The following is a 14,720-nucleotide window of genomic DNA, read 5'->3' as shown; positions in this document are numbered from 1 at the left end:
CGCGGGCCTGACTACTCGCTCTGGTAACCGAGCGTGCGCAGGGCCACATCGTCGTCGGTCCAGCCGCTTTTCTCGCGCACCACCAGCTGCAGGAAGACGTGCGTTTCGAGCAGTTTTTCCAGGTCCGCCCGCGCCTCGCTGCCGACCTGCTTGAGCATGGCGCCGCCCTTGCCGATGACGATGCCCTTGTGGCTGGGCCGCTCGACCCAGATGATGGCGCTGATCTCTGTGCGTCCAGGCTGCTCGTCGAAGGTTTCGATGCCGACCGTGCACACGTAGGGCAGTTCCTGGTGCAGATGGCGCATGAGCTTCTCGCGCACCAGTTCGGCGGCCATGAATGACAGGCTGCGGTCGGTGACCTGGTCTTCCGGGAACAATTCCCCGCCGGCCGGCAGCAGGCGCCCGACCACCTGCATCAGCCGCTCGACGTTGCTGCCCTTGCGGGCCGACACCGGCACGATTTCGGTAAAGCAGCCCTGCGCGCCGAGCTGTTCGAGCTGTGGAAACAGTGCCGCCTTGTTCGGGACCAGGTCGATCTTGTTGACCACGGCCACCGCCGGCCGGCCGCTGGCCTTGACCAGTTCCAGCACGCGCTGGTCGTCGGCGGTCCAGTGCGTGCCCTGCACCACCATCAGCGCCAGGTCCACGCCTTCGAGGGCGCCGGTAGCGGTGCGGTTCAGGTACCGGTTCAGCGCCCGACCCTGGCCGGGGTGGATGCCCGGTGTGTCCACGAACACGGCCTGCACGCCGCCCTCGGTGCGAATGCCCAGCAGGCGGTGACGCGTGGTCTGCGGCTTGGGCGAGGTGATGGCCAGCTTCTGCCCCACCAGGCGGTTGATCAGCGTGGACTTGCCGACGTTGGGGCGCCCGACGATGGCAACGTAGCCGGAGTGTTCGACGGGTGTGGTGTCAGTCATGAGTTTGCAGTCGTTCCAGCGCGGCGGCGGCGGCGGCCTGTTCGGCGGCGCGGCGGGTGCCGCCGATGCCGCGCAGGGGATCGGGCAGCGGCGGCGCCCGGCATTCGACCTCGAACTGCCACGCGCCGGCCTGTTCCTGTTCGCTGACCAGATGGTACTGCGGTCGCTCCAGGGCGCGGCTTTGCAGCCATTCCTGCAGGCGGGTTTTCGGATCCTTGAGCGTCTCGCCAGGTTGCAGCCGCGCCAGCGCCGGGCCCAGCAGGTGCAGCACCCGCTCGCGACAGACCTCGATGCCGGCGTCCAGGTACATGGCGCAGATCAGCGCCTCGAAGGCGTCGGCCAGAATGGAGGCCCGGCGATGGCCGCCGGTCTTGCGCTCGCCGGCACCCAGTTCCAGGAATTCTCCCAGGCGCAGTTCGTTGGCGGCCACGGCAAGCGCCTCGCCGCTGACCATGCGCGCGCGCAAGCGCGTGAGCTCGCCCTCGGTGGCCTGGGGGAAACGCTGCGTCAGCGCTTCGGCGATCACGAATCCAAGCAGGGCATCACCCAGGAACTCCAGGCGCTCGTTGTGCTGGCGCCGCGCGCTGCGGTGGGTCAGCGCGCGGCGCAGCAGCCCCGGATCGGCAAAGCGATGGCCCAGGCGCAGCTGCAACAGGTCCAGCGGGTCCGTCAATCGCTTCCGCTCACCGTGCCTTCGACCTGCAGCTCATGCCGGAAATGCATCATCACGCTGATGTTGTAGAACACGGGCGCCTTGTAGTCGTACTCGACGACGATGCGCTTTTTGCTGGTCTTTTTGTCGTAATCGATCTTCAGGTCGTTCTTGGTCGGCGTGGGGGTATACAGACCGCTCATGTCGAAGCGCTTTTCGAGCAGGCTCCATATCGCCGGCTTGCCCATCTGGCCGATGGTGCTGTCCTCGGCCAGCGAGTTGACCGCCTTGCGCACGGCGAAGGCTTCGTAATACCCCGGATACATGGCCAGACCGACCATGAAAAAAAGCACCGCCACGGCAAGAGCGATGGCGAGCGAGAAAAAGGACCAGCCGCCCTGACGGCCAGCGGGCAGTTTTTTTTGCATGTCGGACTCTCCCGGTGTCAGGCCTTGTTTGCGGCCCGGGGCATTATCAACCGGTCGGCGCTGAATGAAACAGCCGCGTATCACGGAATACTGGAGCCGATGCGCCGCCAGTTGACTGCAAACTGCCCGCCATCCCAGCTCATCCAGATGAAAAACGCCTTGCCGACCAGGTTCTGGTCCGGCACGAAGCCCCAGTAGCGGCTGTCCTTGCTGTTGTCGCGGTTGTCGCCCATGACGAAATACTGCCCGGCCGGCACCACCACCTCGCCCTGCGGACTCGGCCGCTGCGGCATCCATTGCACCTCGTAATGGTGCGATCCGAGTTGTTCCGGCAGGCGCAGAAACTCCACGCCACCATCCTGCACCGGCTTCGCGCCGTCGCGCAGCGTGACCGGCTCGCCGTTCACGTAGAGCACCTTGTCGTAATAGCCGATACGATCGCCGGGCACGCCGACCACGCGCTTGATGTAATCGATCGACGGCTCTGGCGGGTAGCGAAACACCACCACATCGCCCCGCTGCGGGCTGCCGATGTCGATGATCTTCCTGTCGATGACCGGCAGGCGGATGCCGTAGGTGAACTTGTTGACCAGGATGAAATCGCCCACGTGCAGGGTCGGCAGCATGGACCCGGACGGAATGCGAAACGGTTCCACCAGGAACGAGCGCAGCAGGAACACGGCCAGGATCACCGGGAAGAACGAGCGCCCGTACTCCACCCACCAGGGCATTTTTTGGGGCGTCGCGCCGGCCGCGTTGCGGTGGCGCACCAGCCAGATTTCGTCGATCGCCCAGATCACGCCGCTGATGAGCAGCAGCACGAACAGCAGCAGCGCGAAATCCACGGCTATTTCTCCTTGCCGGTGTGCAGCACAGCCATGAAGGCCTCCTGCGGAATCTGCACGTTGCCGACCTGCTTCATGCGTTTCTTGCCCTCTTTTTGCTTTTCCAGCAGCTTGCGCTTGCGCGTGATGTCGCCGCCGTAGCACTTGGCGGTGACGTTCTTGCGCAGGGCCCGCACCGACTCGCGGGCGACGATCTTGGCGCCGATGGCGGCCTGGATCGGCACCTCGAACATTTGCCTCGGGATCAGCTCGACCATTTTGGCGACCAGCTCGCGCCCGCGCAGGGCCGCGGTCTGGCGGTGCACGATGGCCGACAGCGAATCGACCTTTTCCTTATTGACCAGCACGTCGAGCTTGACCAGATCGGCCGGCTCGAAGCGCGTGAATTCATAGTCGAAGGAAGCAAAGCCGCGGCTGACGGATTTGAGGCGGTCGAAGAAATCGGCCACCACCTCGGCCGCCGGGATGTCGTACTGCACCGACACCTGCCCGCCCAGGTGACTCATGCGCGTCTGGCGGCCGCGTTTGTCTTCGCACAGGCCGAGCACGGCGCCCAGATACGCCGGCGGCACCAGAATGGTCACGGCCAGGATCGGCTCGCGGATTTCCTGCAGCTGGGACGGGTCCGGCAGCTTGGCCGGGTTGTCCACCAGCAGCACCTCGCCGGAGCGCACCAGCACCTCGTAGAGCACGGTCGGCGCGGTGGTGATCAGCTCAAGGTCGTATTCGCGTTCCAGGCGCTCCTGCACGATCTCCATGTGCAGCATGCCCAGGAACCCGCAGCGAAAGCCGAAGCCGAGTGCCTGCGAGGTCTCCGGCTCGAAACTGAGCGACGCGTCGTTCAGGCGCAGCTTGCGCAGCGCCTCGCGCAGCGCCTCGTAGCTGGACGAGTCGACCGGGAACAGGCCGGCGAACACGCGCGGCTTGATGCGCTGGAAGCCCGGCAGCTGGGCCGGCGCCGGACGGGCTTCCTCGGTGATGGTGTCACCGACCGGGATGGCGTCGATGTCCTTGATGGCCGCAATCACGATGCCGGCCTCGCCCGGACCCAGCTCGGTCACGTCGCGCCGCTTGGGCGTGTAGATGGCGAGCCGGTCGATGGTGAACACGCGTGCGTTGGACATCACGCGGATGCGCTGGCCGACCCGCAGGGCGCCGTTCATGACCCGCACCAGGCCGACCACGCCCAGGTAGTTGTCGAACCAGGAATCGATCACCAGCGCCTGCAGCGGGGCGTCGACATCGCCCGTGGGCGGCGGAATGCGCGCGATCAGCGCCTCCAGCACGTCGTCCACGCCCTGGCCGGTCTTGGCGCTCACGCACACGGCGTCCTCGGCGTCGATGCCGACGATTTCCTCGATCTCGCGCTTGACCCGCTCCGGCTCGGCGGTCGGCAGGTCGATCTTGTTCAACACCGGCAGCACTTCGAGGCCCTGCTCGATGGCCGTATAGCAGTTGGCAACGGTCTGCGCCTCGACGCCCTGCGCCGCGTCCACCACCAGCAGCGCGCCCTCGCAGGCAGCCAGCGAGCGCGACACCTCGTACGAAAAATCGACGTGGCCGGGGGTGTCGATGAAGTTCAGCAGGTAATCCACGCCGTCGCGGGCCACGTAGCGCAGCGACACGCTCTGCGCCTTGATGGTGATGCCCCGCTCGCGCTCCAGGTCCATGGAGTCGAGCACCTGCGCCGACATTTCACGCTGCGTCAGGCCTTGGCAGCGCTGGATGAAACGATCGGCCAGGGTCGATTTGCCGTGGTCGATGTGGGCGATGATCGAAAAATTGCGAATTCGGTCGAGGGGGGTCATCGGCAGGTCGGGGGCGGACCGAATGGGGAAGGTGGGCGTGGCTCGCGGCCCGGTTCCAGTGGCGCATGGCGGTTCGGGTCGGCGCCGGCTGCCGGCCCGAACGCCCGCCGAGCCTGATCCATAACGACGGAAGGGGCGCCGCAGCGCCCCTTCCAAAGGCGCCACACTATAACACGCGCCCCGCCTGGCCCCGAAGGCTCCTAGGCCGCCTACTTTGGCACCCGCAGCGCCAGCCACAGGGGGTTCTGGCCGCGCTGCACCAGCAGGCGCGCCACCTTGCCGGCCGGCAGGCGATCGACCAGGCGCTTGAAGCCGGCGGCGTCGTCCACCGTCTGGCTGTTCACGGACAGGATGACGTCGCTGCGCTGCACGCCGGCTTCCTGCGCGGCGCCTGCGTCCACCCGGCGTACCAGCACGCCACCGCGCTCGACGCCGGCGCGCTCGCGCTGTTGGTCGGTGAGGTCCGCCACCAGCAGGCCGAGCCGATCGGCGCTGACCCTGGCCGGCGCCGGTTTTTCGGCGCCCGCCCGCGCCTCGGCCGGCAGCGCCTCGACCGCCAGTTGCAGGGTGCGCGGCTTGCCGGCGCGCAGGATATCGACCGCGACATTGCGCCCAACGGCGGTGCGGCCGACCCGCGGCGGCAGGTCGCTCGAATAGACGATGTCTTCGCCGTTGAAGCGCAGGATGATGTCGCCGGCTTCTATGCCCGCCTTGGCGGCCGGCCCGTCCGGCATCACGCGCGCCACCAGCGCGCCGCGCGGCTGCGCCATGCCGAAGGATTCGGCCAGTTCCCGGGTCACGTCCTGGATCAGCACGCCCAGCCAGCCGCGCGTGACCTTGCCACTGGCCTTGAGCTGGCTGACGACGTCCATGGCGACATCGATCGGCACCGCGAACGACAGCCCCATGAAACCGCCGGTGCGGCTGTAGATCTGCGAATTGATGCCGACCACCTCGCCGTCCATGTTGAACAGCGGGCCGCCGGAGTTGCCGGGGTTGATGGCCACGTCGGTCTGGATGAACGGTACGTAGGTGTCCTGCGGCAAGGCACGACCCTTGGCGCTGACGATGCCGGCGGTGACGCTGTGGTCGAAGCCGAACGGTGAGCCGATGGCCAGCACCCATTCGCCGACCTTAAGACGCGCCGGATCACCGATTTTCACGGTCGGCAGCGAGCCGTTCTTCGAGGCCACCTTCAGCAGCGCGATGTCGCTGCGCTCGTCCGAACCGATCAGCTTGGCCGGCAGTTCGCTGCGATCACCGAGGCGCACCATGATCTTATCGGCGCCCTTGACCACGTGGTGGTTGGTCAGCACGTAGCCGTCGGCGGAAATGATGAAGCCAGAGCCCAGCGATTCTGTGGGCAGGGACGGCAGCTCGCCCTGCTCGCCGAAAAAATGCCGGAAGAATTCGTTCAGCGGCGCACTGTCCGGATCGTCCAGGCCTTCCGGCAGTTCGAATGGCAGCTTCGGGCGCGCGGCCTGGCTCGGTGCCGGCTTGTTCTCACTGCTGATGTTCACCACCGCCGGTCCGTACGCGGTGACCAGGGAACTGAAATCCGGCAGGTCGGCGGCGTGAGCCGGACCGTACACGGGCACGAGAGCACACACCAGCCAGGCAAGGACGGATCGGGTGACAGTATTCACGGAGGGGCGCCGGAGATTGCGGGCGACGCGGCCGGCGTCGCCAGGGAGGCGGGTGCGACTGGCATCAAGGCTTTGACGACCTGCTGCAGGGTGGCCATCGGTGCCGCTCCCAGCGCGGTGACCTGACGTCCGTCAAGCCGCGCGCCGAAGGCGGGCATGGCCTGTACGCGTCCGGCGCCCAGCAGTGACTGTTCGCCGGGCGCCGGGGAGTCGATGAACACCGAAACGGTTGCCAGACCATCGGAAATGGTCAGTTGCTCGACGTCCTGGCCGCTATCGGGTGACTGGCGGCGGATATAACCGCTGACACCGAAACCGGGCGGCAGCGTGCCGATGGTCCAGGGGATGGCATCCGCCGAGGGGCGTTGCCCAAGGGTGTGTTCCGTCCACTGCAGTTTCGCCGGGCTGGAGCCGGCTTCCTGCAGCCACTCGGCATCGTCCAGCGTCTGCACCAGTTCAAGATCGACGAAGAATACCTGACGCAGGACCTTGCCCTGATTGTCGATCAGGCTGGCCTTGAGCAGCAGGCCGGTTGCGCTGTCCGTACCCAGCAGATACGCAAACCGGAACTGATCGCGCGGCCGGGCCAGCGTGAAGTCGGCAGCATGATCGGCCAGTCGACCGCTGCCGACCGGGGCAAATTCGTAAAACTCGGCCAGCTTTTGCAGCCGGCGCGGCAGCAGGCTGGCAAACGCTGCGGCCACCAATGCCTCATCGTGTGCCGGTCGGACTGTTGACAGGGCGATACGGCAGTTTTGTCCCTGGCGGCGCAGTTCCCAATAAGTGCCTTGCAGGCTGCGTACGCGGTCGAATCCGCCGTCGGCCCCGGCGCGGTGCAGTATGTGCAGGCTTTGCGCCTGATCGCCCTCGATCTGCACGACGTGGCCGCGGTAGGACAGGACGTCGGCTGCCGCCAGCATGCGCTGGATGATCTGCGGGGTGTCAGCGGCGAGCGCCTTGCCACACGCCAGCGCAAGCGCCAGCAGCACCGGCGCCGGTTTCATTGCCGGCTGTCTGTGCTGACGTCACGCAGCAGCGGGGTCAGCGAGTCCTGTCCGGCGAGCAGGGCGTTGTCGGCGTGCGCGGCCCAGTAGCCCTCCAGCCGGCTGGGTTGCTGCGCAGCAGCAGGCGCGCGCACGTCGCCGCTTGCCAGGATGGGTCCGGTGATCGCCTCGCTGGTTTGTGTCGCCAGTTGATCGGTCGCGCCGGGCGCTTGCCACTGCCGAAGCCCGATCACGGTGGCCAGTGCGACCGAGGCAGCCAAGGCGCCGCCGACGGCATAGCGGGGCCAGTGCCTTGCCGGGCGAACCGGTGCAATGGCCGGCAACAGATAGGTCGCCTCGCCGGCAATGGCCTCACGCACCGCGGCGCTGACGTCGAAGGTCGGATCTGCTCCATCGCGCAGAAGGCCACGTATCCGGTGCATCCGGCGCCACTGAGCCGCCAGCGCGTCATCGCGACACAGCGCATCCAGCAGCGCGTCAGCCTGGTCGGGATCCAGCTCGCCGTCCATCAGGTCGGACAGCGCTTGGTGTTGTGGCTCCGTCATTCAGGTCTCCACCGGGTTACAGGAACGGTTTGAGTTTCGCATCGAGTGCCCGCCGTGCACGAAAGATGCGCGAACGCACGGTGCCGATCGGGCAATCGAGCACGCGGGCAATTTCATCGTAGCTAAGACCTTCCATCTCACACAAAGTTAACGCCGTGCGCAGATCCTCGGGCAACTCGGCCAGCGCCCGCCCCAGCGCCGACTGAAGCTGGTCACGTACGGCGTAGGACTCGGGAGTTGCCATGTCCGCCATCACCACACCGGCAGCCTCGACGTCACCGTCGGTGATGTCGACATCGTCGGTGGGCGGGCGGCGCGATCTTGCCACCAAATGATTCTTGGCGGAATTGACCGCAATTCGGTACAGCCACGTGTAGAACGCGCTGTCGCCCCGAAAATTGGGCAGCGCCCGGTAGGCCTTGATGAACGCCTCCTGCGTGACATCCTGGGCTTCGGAGCGATCGGACACCAGCCGGCCGACCAGTTTGGCCACACGCACCTGATATTTGCTTACCAGCAGATCAAAGGCGCGTTTCTCGCCGCGTTGAACGCGGCGTACCAGTTCCAGGTCGATGGCGCTGTCGTCGTCACCTGGTTTGGCTTCGCCAAAAGTGGTCATCGGGATGTCGCAGTCGATCCTGCCGCGCACCGAACCGGCGGCAGCAAAAACAAGCGTGGGTGGGCAGGGCGGATGCGACGCGTCGCCCGGCAGCCGTGGCGAGCCATGCATGTCTCCCTGGGCAATTGGTGAAGCGCAGATTGCGCTTTTGTTACATTGCGAGGAATTTTACCAGTTCAAGGCCCACCCCTCGGCGCGTTCACATGTCGACCAGCGAACAGGTGCTCATCATCGGCGGCGGGGCCGCAGGCCTGAGCCTGGCCCTGCGCCTGGCAGACCACGCACCGGTGTGCATGCTGGCCAAGGGACCGCTCACCGAGGGCTCGAGCCTGTACGCGCAGGGCGGCGTGGCGGCCGTGCTGGGCGACCAGGATTCAGTGGAATCGCACGTCGCGGACACCTTGGTGGCCGGTGCCGGTTTGTGCGACGAAGCGGCGGTGCGTTTCACGGTCGAGCGCAGTCGCGAGGCCATCGCCTGGCTGATCGACCAGGGCGTGGCCTTCACCCGCCTGACCGAGCCGGGCGGCAACGGCCCGTTCGACGACTACCACCTCACGCGCGAGGGCGGCCACGGGCAGCGGCGCATCATTCATGCGGCCGACTCCACCGGACGGGCCATCACCACTACGCTGGAGGACAAGGTCCGTGCGCACCCGAACATCACCCTGCACGACCACCACATCGCGATCGACCTGATTACCACCGCTCGTCTGGGCAAGGAGCCGAATCGCTGCCTGGGCGCTTATGTGCTCGACCGGCGCAGCGGCAAGGTCAAGGTGTTTCGCGGCCGCGCGGTGGTGCTGGCCACCGGCGGCACCGGCAAGGTGTACCTGTACACCAGCAACCCGGACGTAGCCACCGGTGATGGTATCGCCATGGCCTGGCGGGCCGGTTGCCGGGTCGGCAACATGGAATTCATCCAGTTCCATCCGACCTGCCTGTATCACCCCAAGGCCAAGAATTTTCTGATTTCGGAGGCCCTGCGCGGCGAGGGCGGCCGCCTGTGCCTGCCCGGCGGCGAGCGCTTCATGCAGCGCTACGACGACCGACTGGAGCTGGCCCCGCGCGACGTGGTGGCGCGCGCCATCGACAGCGAGATGAAGCGCCTGGGCCTGGACTGCGTGTACCTGGACATCAGCCACCAGCCGGCGGCCTTCATTCACGAGCATTTTCCGACCATCGCCGCGCGCTGCCTGGAGCTGGGCATCGACATCACGCGCGAGCCGATTCCGGTGGTGCCCGCCGCGCACTACCTGTGCGGTGGCGTGGTGACCGACTTGGCCGGCCGCACCGACGTGGCCGGCCTGTATACGGTCGGCGAGGCGGCCTACACCGGCCTGCACGGTGCCAATCGCCTGGCCAGCAACTCGCTGCTGGAGTGCCTGGTGTTTGCGCAGGCCGCCGCCGCCGACATTCTGGCCGGTCCGCCCGCCACCGGCGGCGACATCGCCATCCCGCCCTGGGACGAGAGCCAGGTGACCGACTCCGATGAGGAAGTGGTGGTCGCCCACAACTGGCAGGAGCTGCGGCGCGCCATGTGGGATTACGTCGGCATCGTGCGCACCGACAAGCGCCTGGCGCGGGCCTTGAGCCGGGTGCAGCTGCTGGCGCGCGAGATTCACGAGTACTACGCCAATTTCCGCGTCAGCAACGACCTGATCGAGCTGCGCAACCTGGTGCTGGTGGCCGAGTTGATCGTGCGCTCGGCGCAGCAGCGGCGCGAGAGCCGCGGCCTGCATTACAGCCTGGATTGCCCACAGCTGAGCGATGCCCGGCCGCCGCGACCGACCCTGCTCAGCCCGCCCCGCGCAGGCTGACGCGCAGCCGCCGCAGCGCATCGGCGCCGACGGCGTCGGCCGCCAGCGGCAGATAAAGCCTTTGCCGCTCGTTTCGCAGCGCCAGAATCACCAGCCACGGGTGACAGAACGACCGCTGGGGCTCAACCTGCCAGCCGGTCTGACGCCGTCCATCGCGGCGGGTCAGCGTCCATTCACCGTCCATCTGGCCCTGGGCGCGCAGCACATCGCCGGGTCTGTCGGACAAGGCCCGCCACAGCGCGAGGCCGATCAGCGCCGTGGCGAGCGGCCAGGCCAGCGGCGGCGTGACGTAAAGCAGCCCGATAAGGCCACCCAGATGCAGCAGCCAGGCCAGCGCGGTCAGCCGGGCCGAGCGGCCCGGGCATAGATCATGCATGGCCGCCGAGCCTGACCAGCACGGCGGCGGTGTCGGCGTCCGCCGCCGGCGTGCGACCGAGCACCAGGTCGAGCAGGTCGTCGTCCTCGAGTGCCAGCAGGCGCTCCAGGGCCGCCCGCTGGGCCGGCTCCAGGCCGGCCAGGTGGCGGTCCAGAAAGCGCGCCAGCAGGAGGTCGAGTTCCTTCTTGCCGCGGCGGCAGCGCCAGCGCAACGTAGAATCGCTGAGCATGTTTCAGGTTCCGTTTTCTGTCTGAACAATCGCTCGCAGGGCGTTTGCCCGTGGAGGTCTAGTCGTGGTCTGGATGCCCGTTCTACCGGAAGCCGACCCGTGCGCGCCAGCGCCTGGCGAATGCGTGCTGATGCCCCTGACGCATCTGGCCGTGATCGAAGCCAGCGGTACCGACGCCACCGCCTTTTTGCACGGCCAGCTCAGCAACGACGTGCAGGGCCTGGCGCCCGGCGCGAGCCTGCTGGCCGGGTACTGCAACGCCAAGGGGCGTTTGTATGCACTGCCGCGGCTGTGGCAAGCCGGCGAGGACTGGCAGCTGTGCCTGCCGGCCGACACGGCCGAAGCGGTGCTCAAGCGCCTGCGCATGTTCGTGCTGCGCAGCCGGGCGACGCTGGCCCTGCGCGCAGACCTCACCTTGCTCGGCGTGGCGGGCGAGGGCGCGGCCGCTTGCCTGGCCCAGGCCGGGCTGGCCGTGCCGGGCGCGCTCAACGCCGTCGCGCAGCAGCAAACGGTGACCGCGCTGCGCTGGCCCGGATCGCCAGAGCGGTTTCTGGTGTGCGTCGGTGATGAGGCGGCACCGGCGCTGTGGGCGGCCTTGTCGGCCAGCGCTCGCCCGGCGCCGGCATCGGTCTGGCGTTTGCTGGATATCGACGCTGGCCTACCGAGCATCTACGCGCCGACGCTGGAAGCCTTCGTGCCGCAAATGGTGAACCTCGAGTTGGTGGACGGCGTCAGTTTTCGCAAGGGCTGCTACCCGGGGCAGGAAATCGTGGCCCGGATGCACTACCTGGGCAAAGCCTCGCGGCGCATGTATCGCCTGGGCGCCGCCGGCAGCCCGCCGGCGCCGGGTACGCCGTTGCAGGACGCGGACGGTCGGGAGGTCGGCAACGTGGTCGATGCGCAGGCGGCCGACCGCTCCGGCTGCCGGCTGCTGGCCGTGGTACAGGTGACGGCGGCCGACGGCGCGCTGCGCCTGGCCAGCGGCGAGGCGCTGCATCGTTTGCCGCTGCCGTACGCGCTGGAGCCGTAAGCCGGCGGGCGCGGCCCGAGCGGCGCGTTCAGCCGCGCCGGGCGAGCCAGTGCCACAAGCGCGCGTCCGGTCCTTGCAGATGCCGTCCCGCGGCCAGGTAATAGCCGATGAACCGTCGCCGGTCGACCCGCGACCAGCCCGGGCTGCGGCGATTCAGGCTGTCCAGATCCCGCCTCGCGCAGTCGACACGGCGCAGGCGCCATTTGCATTTTTCCAGGTCGATCAAGGCCACCGGCGCGGCGGGCGTGGCGTCCTGCTGCGCGAGCCAGTCCATGTTGATCATGATGTGCTTCGGGTAGAGGCAGTTGTGCTCAAGATGCATGGCGTGCAGGCGCCGGACCACGGCGGCCACCGCCTGCAGTACGCGCTGACGCTGCCGCCGCTGCGGCCAGCCGGTTTCTTGCCACTGCGCGGTCAGCTCGTCGAGCGGCCGATAACCGGCCAGCTCGCGCGTCACCAGAACGCCGCGTTGGTGGCCATCGACCGGCTGCGTCGCGAAAAGCACCGGTTCCGCCACCGGGATACCAGCGGCCCGACAGCGCAGCAGAATGCGAAACTCGCGCTCGGCGGTGAGTCGACCGCGCAGCGGATGCCGTGCGCTGCGAAATACATGGTCCTGCTGGCGCTTGACGAATACCCCGATGTCCGGCGCCAGATGGTGGCGACACACCGAACTCCAACCCCCGCGTTGCCGGTTGCCGGCTTCCACCTCGTCCAGGCGCAGTGTCCACCAGGCCTGAAACCGGTCCAGTCCCGCGGCGGCGAGCATGGCCGCCCAGGCCGGCAAGCTTTCGAATCGGGATGCCTTGCTCACATCGGTTTATCGGTCACCGGGCATGGTTCTGGTGAGGCGCTCGCGCCTTCATCGGTGGACCAGCAGTTTTCAGCGAATATTCTTGTTGGGCCGATACCCATCGAGACTGCGGGTCTGCGTGGTGGGGCGCACAAAAAAGCCCGGGCGGCGCGCCGTCCGGGCTTTTCGTGTCTTCTGAATGGCGCGCCCGGAGAGATTCGAACTCCCGACCGCCTGGTTCGTAGCCAGGTACTCTATCCAACTGAGCTACGGGCGCGCGAAGCGAGCAATTATCGCGATTTGCAGCCTGCGCTGTCAACCAGAAACGATGGCGGAGAGAGAGGGATTCGAACCCTCGATGGGGCTTTTGACCCCATACTCCCTTAGCAGGGGAGCGCCTTCAGCCGACTCGGCCATCTCTCCGGGAGGGCGCGCAGAATACCCGCTTCCCCGGGCCGGCGCAAAGCGTTCAGCCCTGTTCGGCCAGCTCGGTCGTCGACTCGACGCGTTCCTGCTGGATGCGCTCGTAGATTTCAGCCCGGTGCACCGGCACGTCGCGCGGCGCCTTGACCCCCAGGCGCACCTGGTTGCCCTTGGTGCCCAGTACCGTGATTTCGATGCCGTCGCCGATCATCAGTGTTTCGCCGGCCCGGCGCGTAAGAATCAGCATGATCACCCCCTATCGGTTCCCGACGGTCACGGGTCATCCCATCGACCCTACGGCCTGTGTTCGGCGCAGGCAGCCCCGTCGCGGGGCATTGCAACACAAACGTTTAGTTTTTTAAACCGCAGGACTTGCCAGGCCAAAGGCCTCATGCAGGGTGCGCACGGCCAGCTCGACGTATTTCTCGTCCACGATGACCGAAATCTTGATCTCCGAGGTCGAGATCATGCGGATATTGATGCCCTCGGCGGCCAGCGCGTCGAACATGGTCGCCGCCACCCCGGCGTGCGAACGCATGCCGACGCCGACCAGCGAGATCTTGGCGATCTGGTCATCGCCGCCGACGCTGCGCGCGCCCAGCTCGGCGGCGATCCCGCCCAGCAGGGACATGGCCGCCGGGTACTCGTTGCGATGCACGGTGAAGCTCATCGTGGTCAGGCCGTCCTGGCCGATGCTCTGCACGATGACGTCCACCTCGATGTTGGCCCTGGCGATCGGACCAAAGATGGCCGAGGCCACGCCCGGCCGGTCCGGAATGCCGGCGACGGTGATCTGCGCCTCGTCGCGGTTGAAGGCAATACCGGAAATGAGGGGGTCTTCCACGCCGCGTTCCTCCAGGGTGATCAGTGTGCCGGGGCCATCCGCGAAGCTCGACAGCACGCGCAGCGGGACCTTGTATTTGCCGGCGAATTCCACCGAACGAATCTGCAGCACCTTGGCGCCCAGACTAGCCATTTCGAGCATTTCCTCGAAGGTGATGCGATCCAGGCGCCGGGCGCGCGGCTCGACGCGCGGGTCGGTGGTGTAGACGCCGTCGACGTCGGTGTAGATCTGGCACTCGTCGGCCTTGAGCGCCGCCGCCAGCGCGACGGCTGTGGTGTCGGAACCGCCGCGGCCCAGGGTGGTGATGCTGCCGTCCTGATCCACGCCCTGAAAGCCGGCCACCACCGCCACTTCTCCGGCGTCGAGGCTGGCGCGCAGGCGGCGGTCGTCGATGTCCAGGATGCGCGCCTTGCTGTGCGCGCTGTCGGTCAGGATGTGCACCTGCGCGCCGGTGAACGAGCGCGCCGGCACGCCGCGCTCGGCCAGCGCCATGGCCAGCAGCGCGATCGACGCCTGCTCGCCGGTGGCCAGCAGCACGTCCATTTCACGGGCCGGCGGCCGGGCGCTGATGGATTTGGCGAGTTTGATCAGGCGGTCGGTTTCGCCCGACATGGCGGACACCACCACCACCACCTGGTGGCCTTCGGCGCGCGCCCGCCCGACGCGGTCCGCCACGGCGCCGATGCGCTCGGGGCTGCCCATGGACGTCCCGCCGTACTTTTGCACGATCAGGGCCATTGCCTG

The 14,720-nt window shown here is 67.3% G+C and carries 16 protein-coding genes and 2 tRNA genes; 2 read left to right on the top strand and 16 right to left on the bottom strand.

Features of this window, described 5'->3' with window-relative positions:
• Positions 1-11: 11 nt before the first annotated feature.
• The 9 genes from era to rpoE form a co-directional block, all read right to left on the bottom strand.
• Entirely contained in the window at positions 12-917 is a 906-nt protein-coding gene (gene era, locus PG2T_RS10030) for a GTPase Era (RefSeq protein ID WP_068804768.1), read from the bottom strand.
• Positions 910-1,590, bottom strand: coding sequence for a ribonuclease III (gene rnc / locus PG2T_RS10025; RefSeq protein WP_068804766.1), 681 nt, complete (start codon positions 1,588-1,590; stop codon positions 910-912). Before rnc ends, era begins: the two co-directional genes overlap by 8 nt.
• The gene (locus tag PG2T_RS10020; protein WP_068804763.1) at positions 1,587-1,997 is read right to left on the bottom strand and encodes a DUF4845 domain-containing protein; all 411 of its coding nucleotides are present in this window, start codon (positions 1,995-1,997) and stop codon (positions 1,587-1,589) included. Before PG2T_RS10020 ends, rnc begins: the two co-directional genes overlap by 4 nt.
• Before the next feature lie 80 nt (positions 1,998-2,077).
• Positions 2,078-2,848, bottom strand: a complete 771-nt coding sequence (gene lepB / locus PG2T_RS10015) for a signal peptidase I (RefSeq protein WP_068808147.1) — start codon at positions 2,846-2,848, stop codon at positions 2,078-2,080.
• The gene (gene lepA, locus PG2T_RS10010; protein ID WP_068804761.1) at positions 2,845-4,650 is read right to left on the bottom strand and encodes a translation elongation factor 4; all 1,806 of its coding nucleotides are present in this window, start codon (positions 4,648-4,650) and stop codon (positions 2,845-2,847) included. Before lepA ends, lepB begins: the two co-directional genes overlap by 4 nt.
• 209 nt (positions 4,651-4,859) lie before the next feature.
• Positions 4,860-6,296 (bottom strand): DegQ family serine endoprotease, encoded by a 1,437-nt coding sequence (locus PG2T_RS10005; protein ID WP_068804758.1) that lies wholly within the window; start codon positions 6,294-6,296, stop codon positions 4,860-4,862.
• Positions 6,293-7,300 carry a MucB/RseB C-terminal domain-containing protein gene (locus tag PG2T_RS10000; protein ID WP_068804755.1) on the bottom strand — a complete coding sequence of 336 codons (1,008 nt, stop codon included), beginning with the start codon at positions 7,298-7,300 and terminating at the stop codon, positions 6,293-6,295. Before PG2T_RS10000 ends, PG2T_RS10005 begins: the two co-directional genes overlap by 4 nt.
• The gene (locus tag PG2T_RS09995; protein WP_068804752.1) at positions 7,297-7,845 is read right to left on the bottom strand and encodes a sigma-E factor negative regulatory protein; all 549 of its coding nucleotides are present in this window, start codon (positions 7,843-7,845) and stop codon (positions 7,297-7,299) included. Before PG2T_RS09995 ends, PG2T_RS10000 begins: the two co-directional genes overlap by 4 nt.
• A gap of 16 nt (positions 7,846-7,861) precedes the next feature.
• Positions 7,862-8,464, bottom strand: a complete 603-nt coding sequence (rpoE, locus tag PG2T_RS09990; protein ID WP_068808143.1) for an RNA polymerase sigma factor RpoE — start codon at positions 8,462-8,464, stop codon at positions 7,862-7,864.
• A gap of 203 nt (positions 8,465-8,667) precedes the next feature.
• Here rpoE and nadB point away from each other — a divergent pair, with 203 nt between their 5' ends.
• Positions 8,668-10,281, top strand: a complete 1,614-nt coding sequence (nadB, locus tag PG2T_RS09985) for an L-aspartate oxidase (protein WP_068804749.1) — start codon at positions 8,668-8,670, stop codon at positions 10,279-10,281.
• Here the strand turns inward: nadB and PG2T_RS09980 are convergent.
• Both PG2T_RS09980 and PG2T_RS09975 read right to left on the bottom strand, forming a co-directional pair.
• The gene (locus PG2T_RS09980) at positions 10,259-10,657 is read right to left on the bottom strand and encodes a protein YgfX (RefSeq protein ID WP_068804746.1); all 399 of its coding nucleotides are present in this window, start codon (positions 10,655-10,657) and stop codon (positions 10,259-10,261) included. The two genes, nadB and PG2T_RS09980, sit on opposite strands and share 23 nt — an antisense overlap.
• Positions 10,650-10,886: an FAD assembly factor SdhE gene (locus PG2T_RS09975; protein ID WP_068804744.1), complete on the bottom strand. Its 237-nt coding sequence runs from the start codon at positions 10,884-10,886 to the stop codon at positions 10,650-10,652. The genes PG2T_RS09980 and PG2T_RS09975 overlap by 8 nt, the downstream gene beginning before the upstream one ends.
• Positions 10,887-11,016: 130 nt before the next feature.
• Between PG2T_RS09975 and ygfZ the strand changes: the two genes are divergently transcribed.
• Positions 11,017-11,916 carry a CAF17-like 4Fe-4S cluster assembly/insertion protein YgfZ gene (gene ygfZ / locus PG2T_RS09970; RefSeq protein ID WP_236953338.1) on the top strand — a complete coding sequence of 300 codons (900 nt, stop codon included), beginning with the start codon at positions 11,017-11,019 and terminating at the stop codon, positions 11,914-11,916.
• A gap of 28 nt (positions 11,917-11,944) precedes the next feature.
• Here the strand turns inward: ygfZ and PG2T_RS09965 are convergent, their stop codons facing one another.
• The 5 genes from PG2T_RS09965 to PG2T_RS09945 all read right to left on the bottom strand — a co-directional run bounded on the left by PG2T_RS09965 (position 11,945) and on the right by PG2T_RS09945 (position 14,714).
• Complete coding sequence (locus PG2T_RS09965; RefSeq protein WP_145931064.1) at positions 11,945-12,730, bottom strand: lipopolysaccharide kinase InaA family protein; 786 nt, start codon at positions 12,728-12,730, stop codon at positions 11,945-11,947.
• Between the two features lie 179 nt (positions 12,731-12,909).
• A tRNA-Arg gene (locus PG2T_RS09960) sits at positions 12,910-12,986 on the bottom strand.
• A 52-nt stretch (positions 12,987-13,038) separates the two neighbouring features.
• Positions 13,039-13,132, bottom strand: a tRNA-Ser gene (locus tag PG2T_RS09955).
• 46 nt (positions 13,133-13,178) lie between these two features.
• Entirely contained in the window at positions 13,179-13,379 is a 201-nt protein-coding gene (csrA, locus tag PG2T_RS09950) for a carbon storage regulator CsrA (RefSeq protein ID WP_068808140.1), read from the bottom strand.
• A gap of 111 nt (positions 13,380-13,490) precedes the next feature.
• On the bottom strand, positions 13,491-14,714 hold the full coding sequence (locus PG2T_RS09945; protein ID WP_068804735.1) for an aspartate kinase: 1,224 nt from the start codon (positions 14,712-14,714) through the stop codon (positions 13,491-13,493).
• Positions 14,715-14,720: the final 6 nt, after the last annotated feature.

This window comes from Immundisolibacter cernigliae, from assembly GCF_001697225.1.
GTDB lineage: Bacteria > Pseudomonadota > Gammaproteobacteria > Immundisolibacterales > Immundisolibacteraceae > Immundisolibacter > Immundisolibacter cernigliae.
This window is presented reverse-complemented; position numbering and strand designations above follow the sequence as displayed.

Bases quoted from the DNA above. Each gene is read 5' to 3' on its own strand.
- era (WP_068804768.1), bottom strand. From the start codon at position 917: ATGACTGACACCACACCCGTCGAACACTCCGGCTACGTTGCCATCGTC.
- PG2T_RS10020 (WP_068804763.1), bottom strand. From the start codon at position 1,997: ATGCAAAAAAAACTGCCCGCTGGCCGTCAGGGCGGCTGGTCCTTTTTC.
- lepA (WP_068804761.1), bottom strand. From the start codon at position 4,650: ATGACCCCCCTCGACCGAATTCGCAATTTTTCGATCATCGCCCACATC.
- PG2T_RS10000 (WP_068804755.1), bottom strand. From the start codon at position 7,300: ATGAAACCGGCGCCGGTGCTGCTGGCGCTTGCGCTGGCGTGTGGCAAG.
- PG2T_RS09995 (WP_068804752.1), bottom strand. From the start codon at position 7,845: ATGACGGAGCCACAACACCAAGCGCTGTCCGACCTGATGGACGGCGAG.
- rpoE (WP_068808143.1), bottom strand. From the start codon at position 8,464: ATGACCACTTTTGGCGAAGCCAAACCAGGTGACGACGACAGCGCCATC.
- nadB (WP_068804749.1), top strand. From the start codon at position 8,668: ATGTCGACCAGCGAACAGGTGCTCATCATCGGCGGCGGGGCCGCAGGC.
- PG2T_RS09980 (WP_068804746.1), bottom strand. From the start codon at position 10,657: ATGCATGATCTATGCCCGGGCCGCTCGGCCCGGCTGACCGCGCTGGCC.
- PG2T_RS09975 (WP_068804744.1), bottom strand. From the start codon at position 10,886: ATGCTCAGCGATTCTACGTTGCGCTGGCGCTGCCGCCGCGGCAAGAAG.
- ygfZ (WP_236953338.1), top strand. From the start codon at position 11,017: ATGCCCCTGACGCATCTGGCCGTGATCGAAGCCAGCGGTACCGACGCC.
- csrA (WP_068808140.1), bottom strand. From the start codon at position 13,379: ATGCTGATTCTTACGCGCCGGGCCGGCGAAACACTGATGATCGGCGAC.
- PG2T_RS09945 (WP_068804735.1), bottom strand. From the start codon at position 14,714: ATGGCCCTGATCGTGCAAAAGTACGGCGGGACGTCCATGGGCAGCCCC.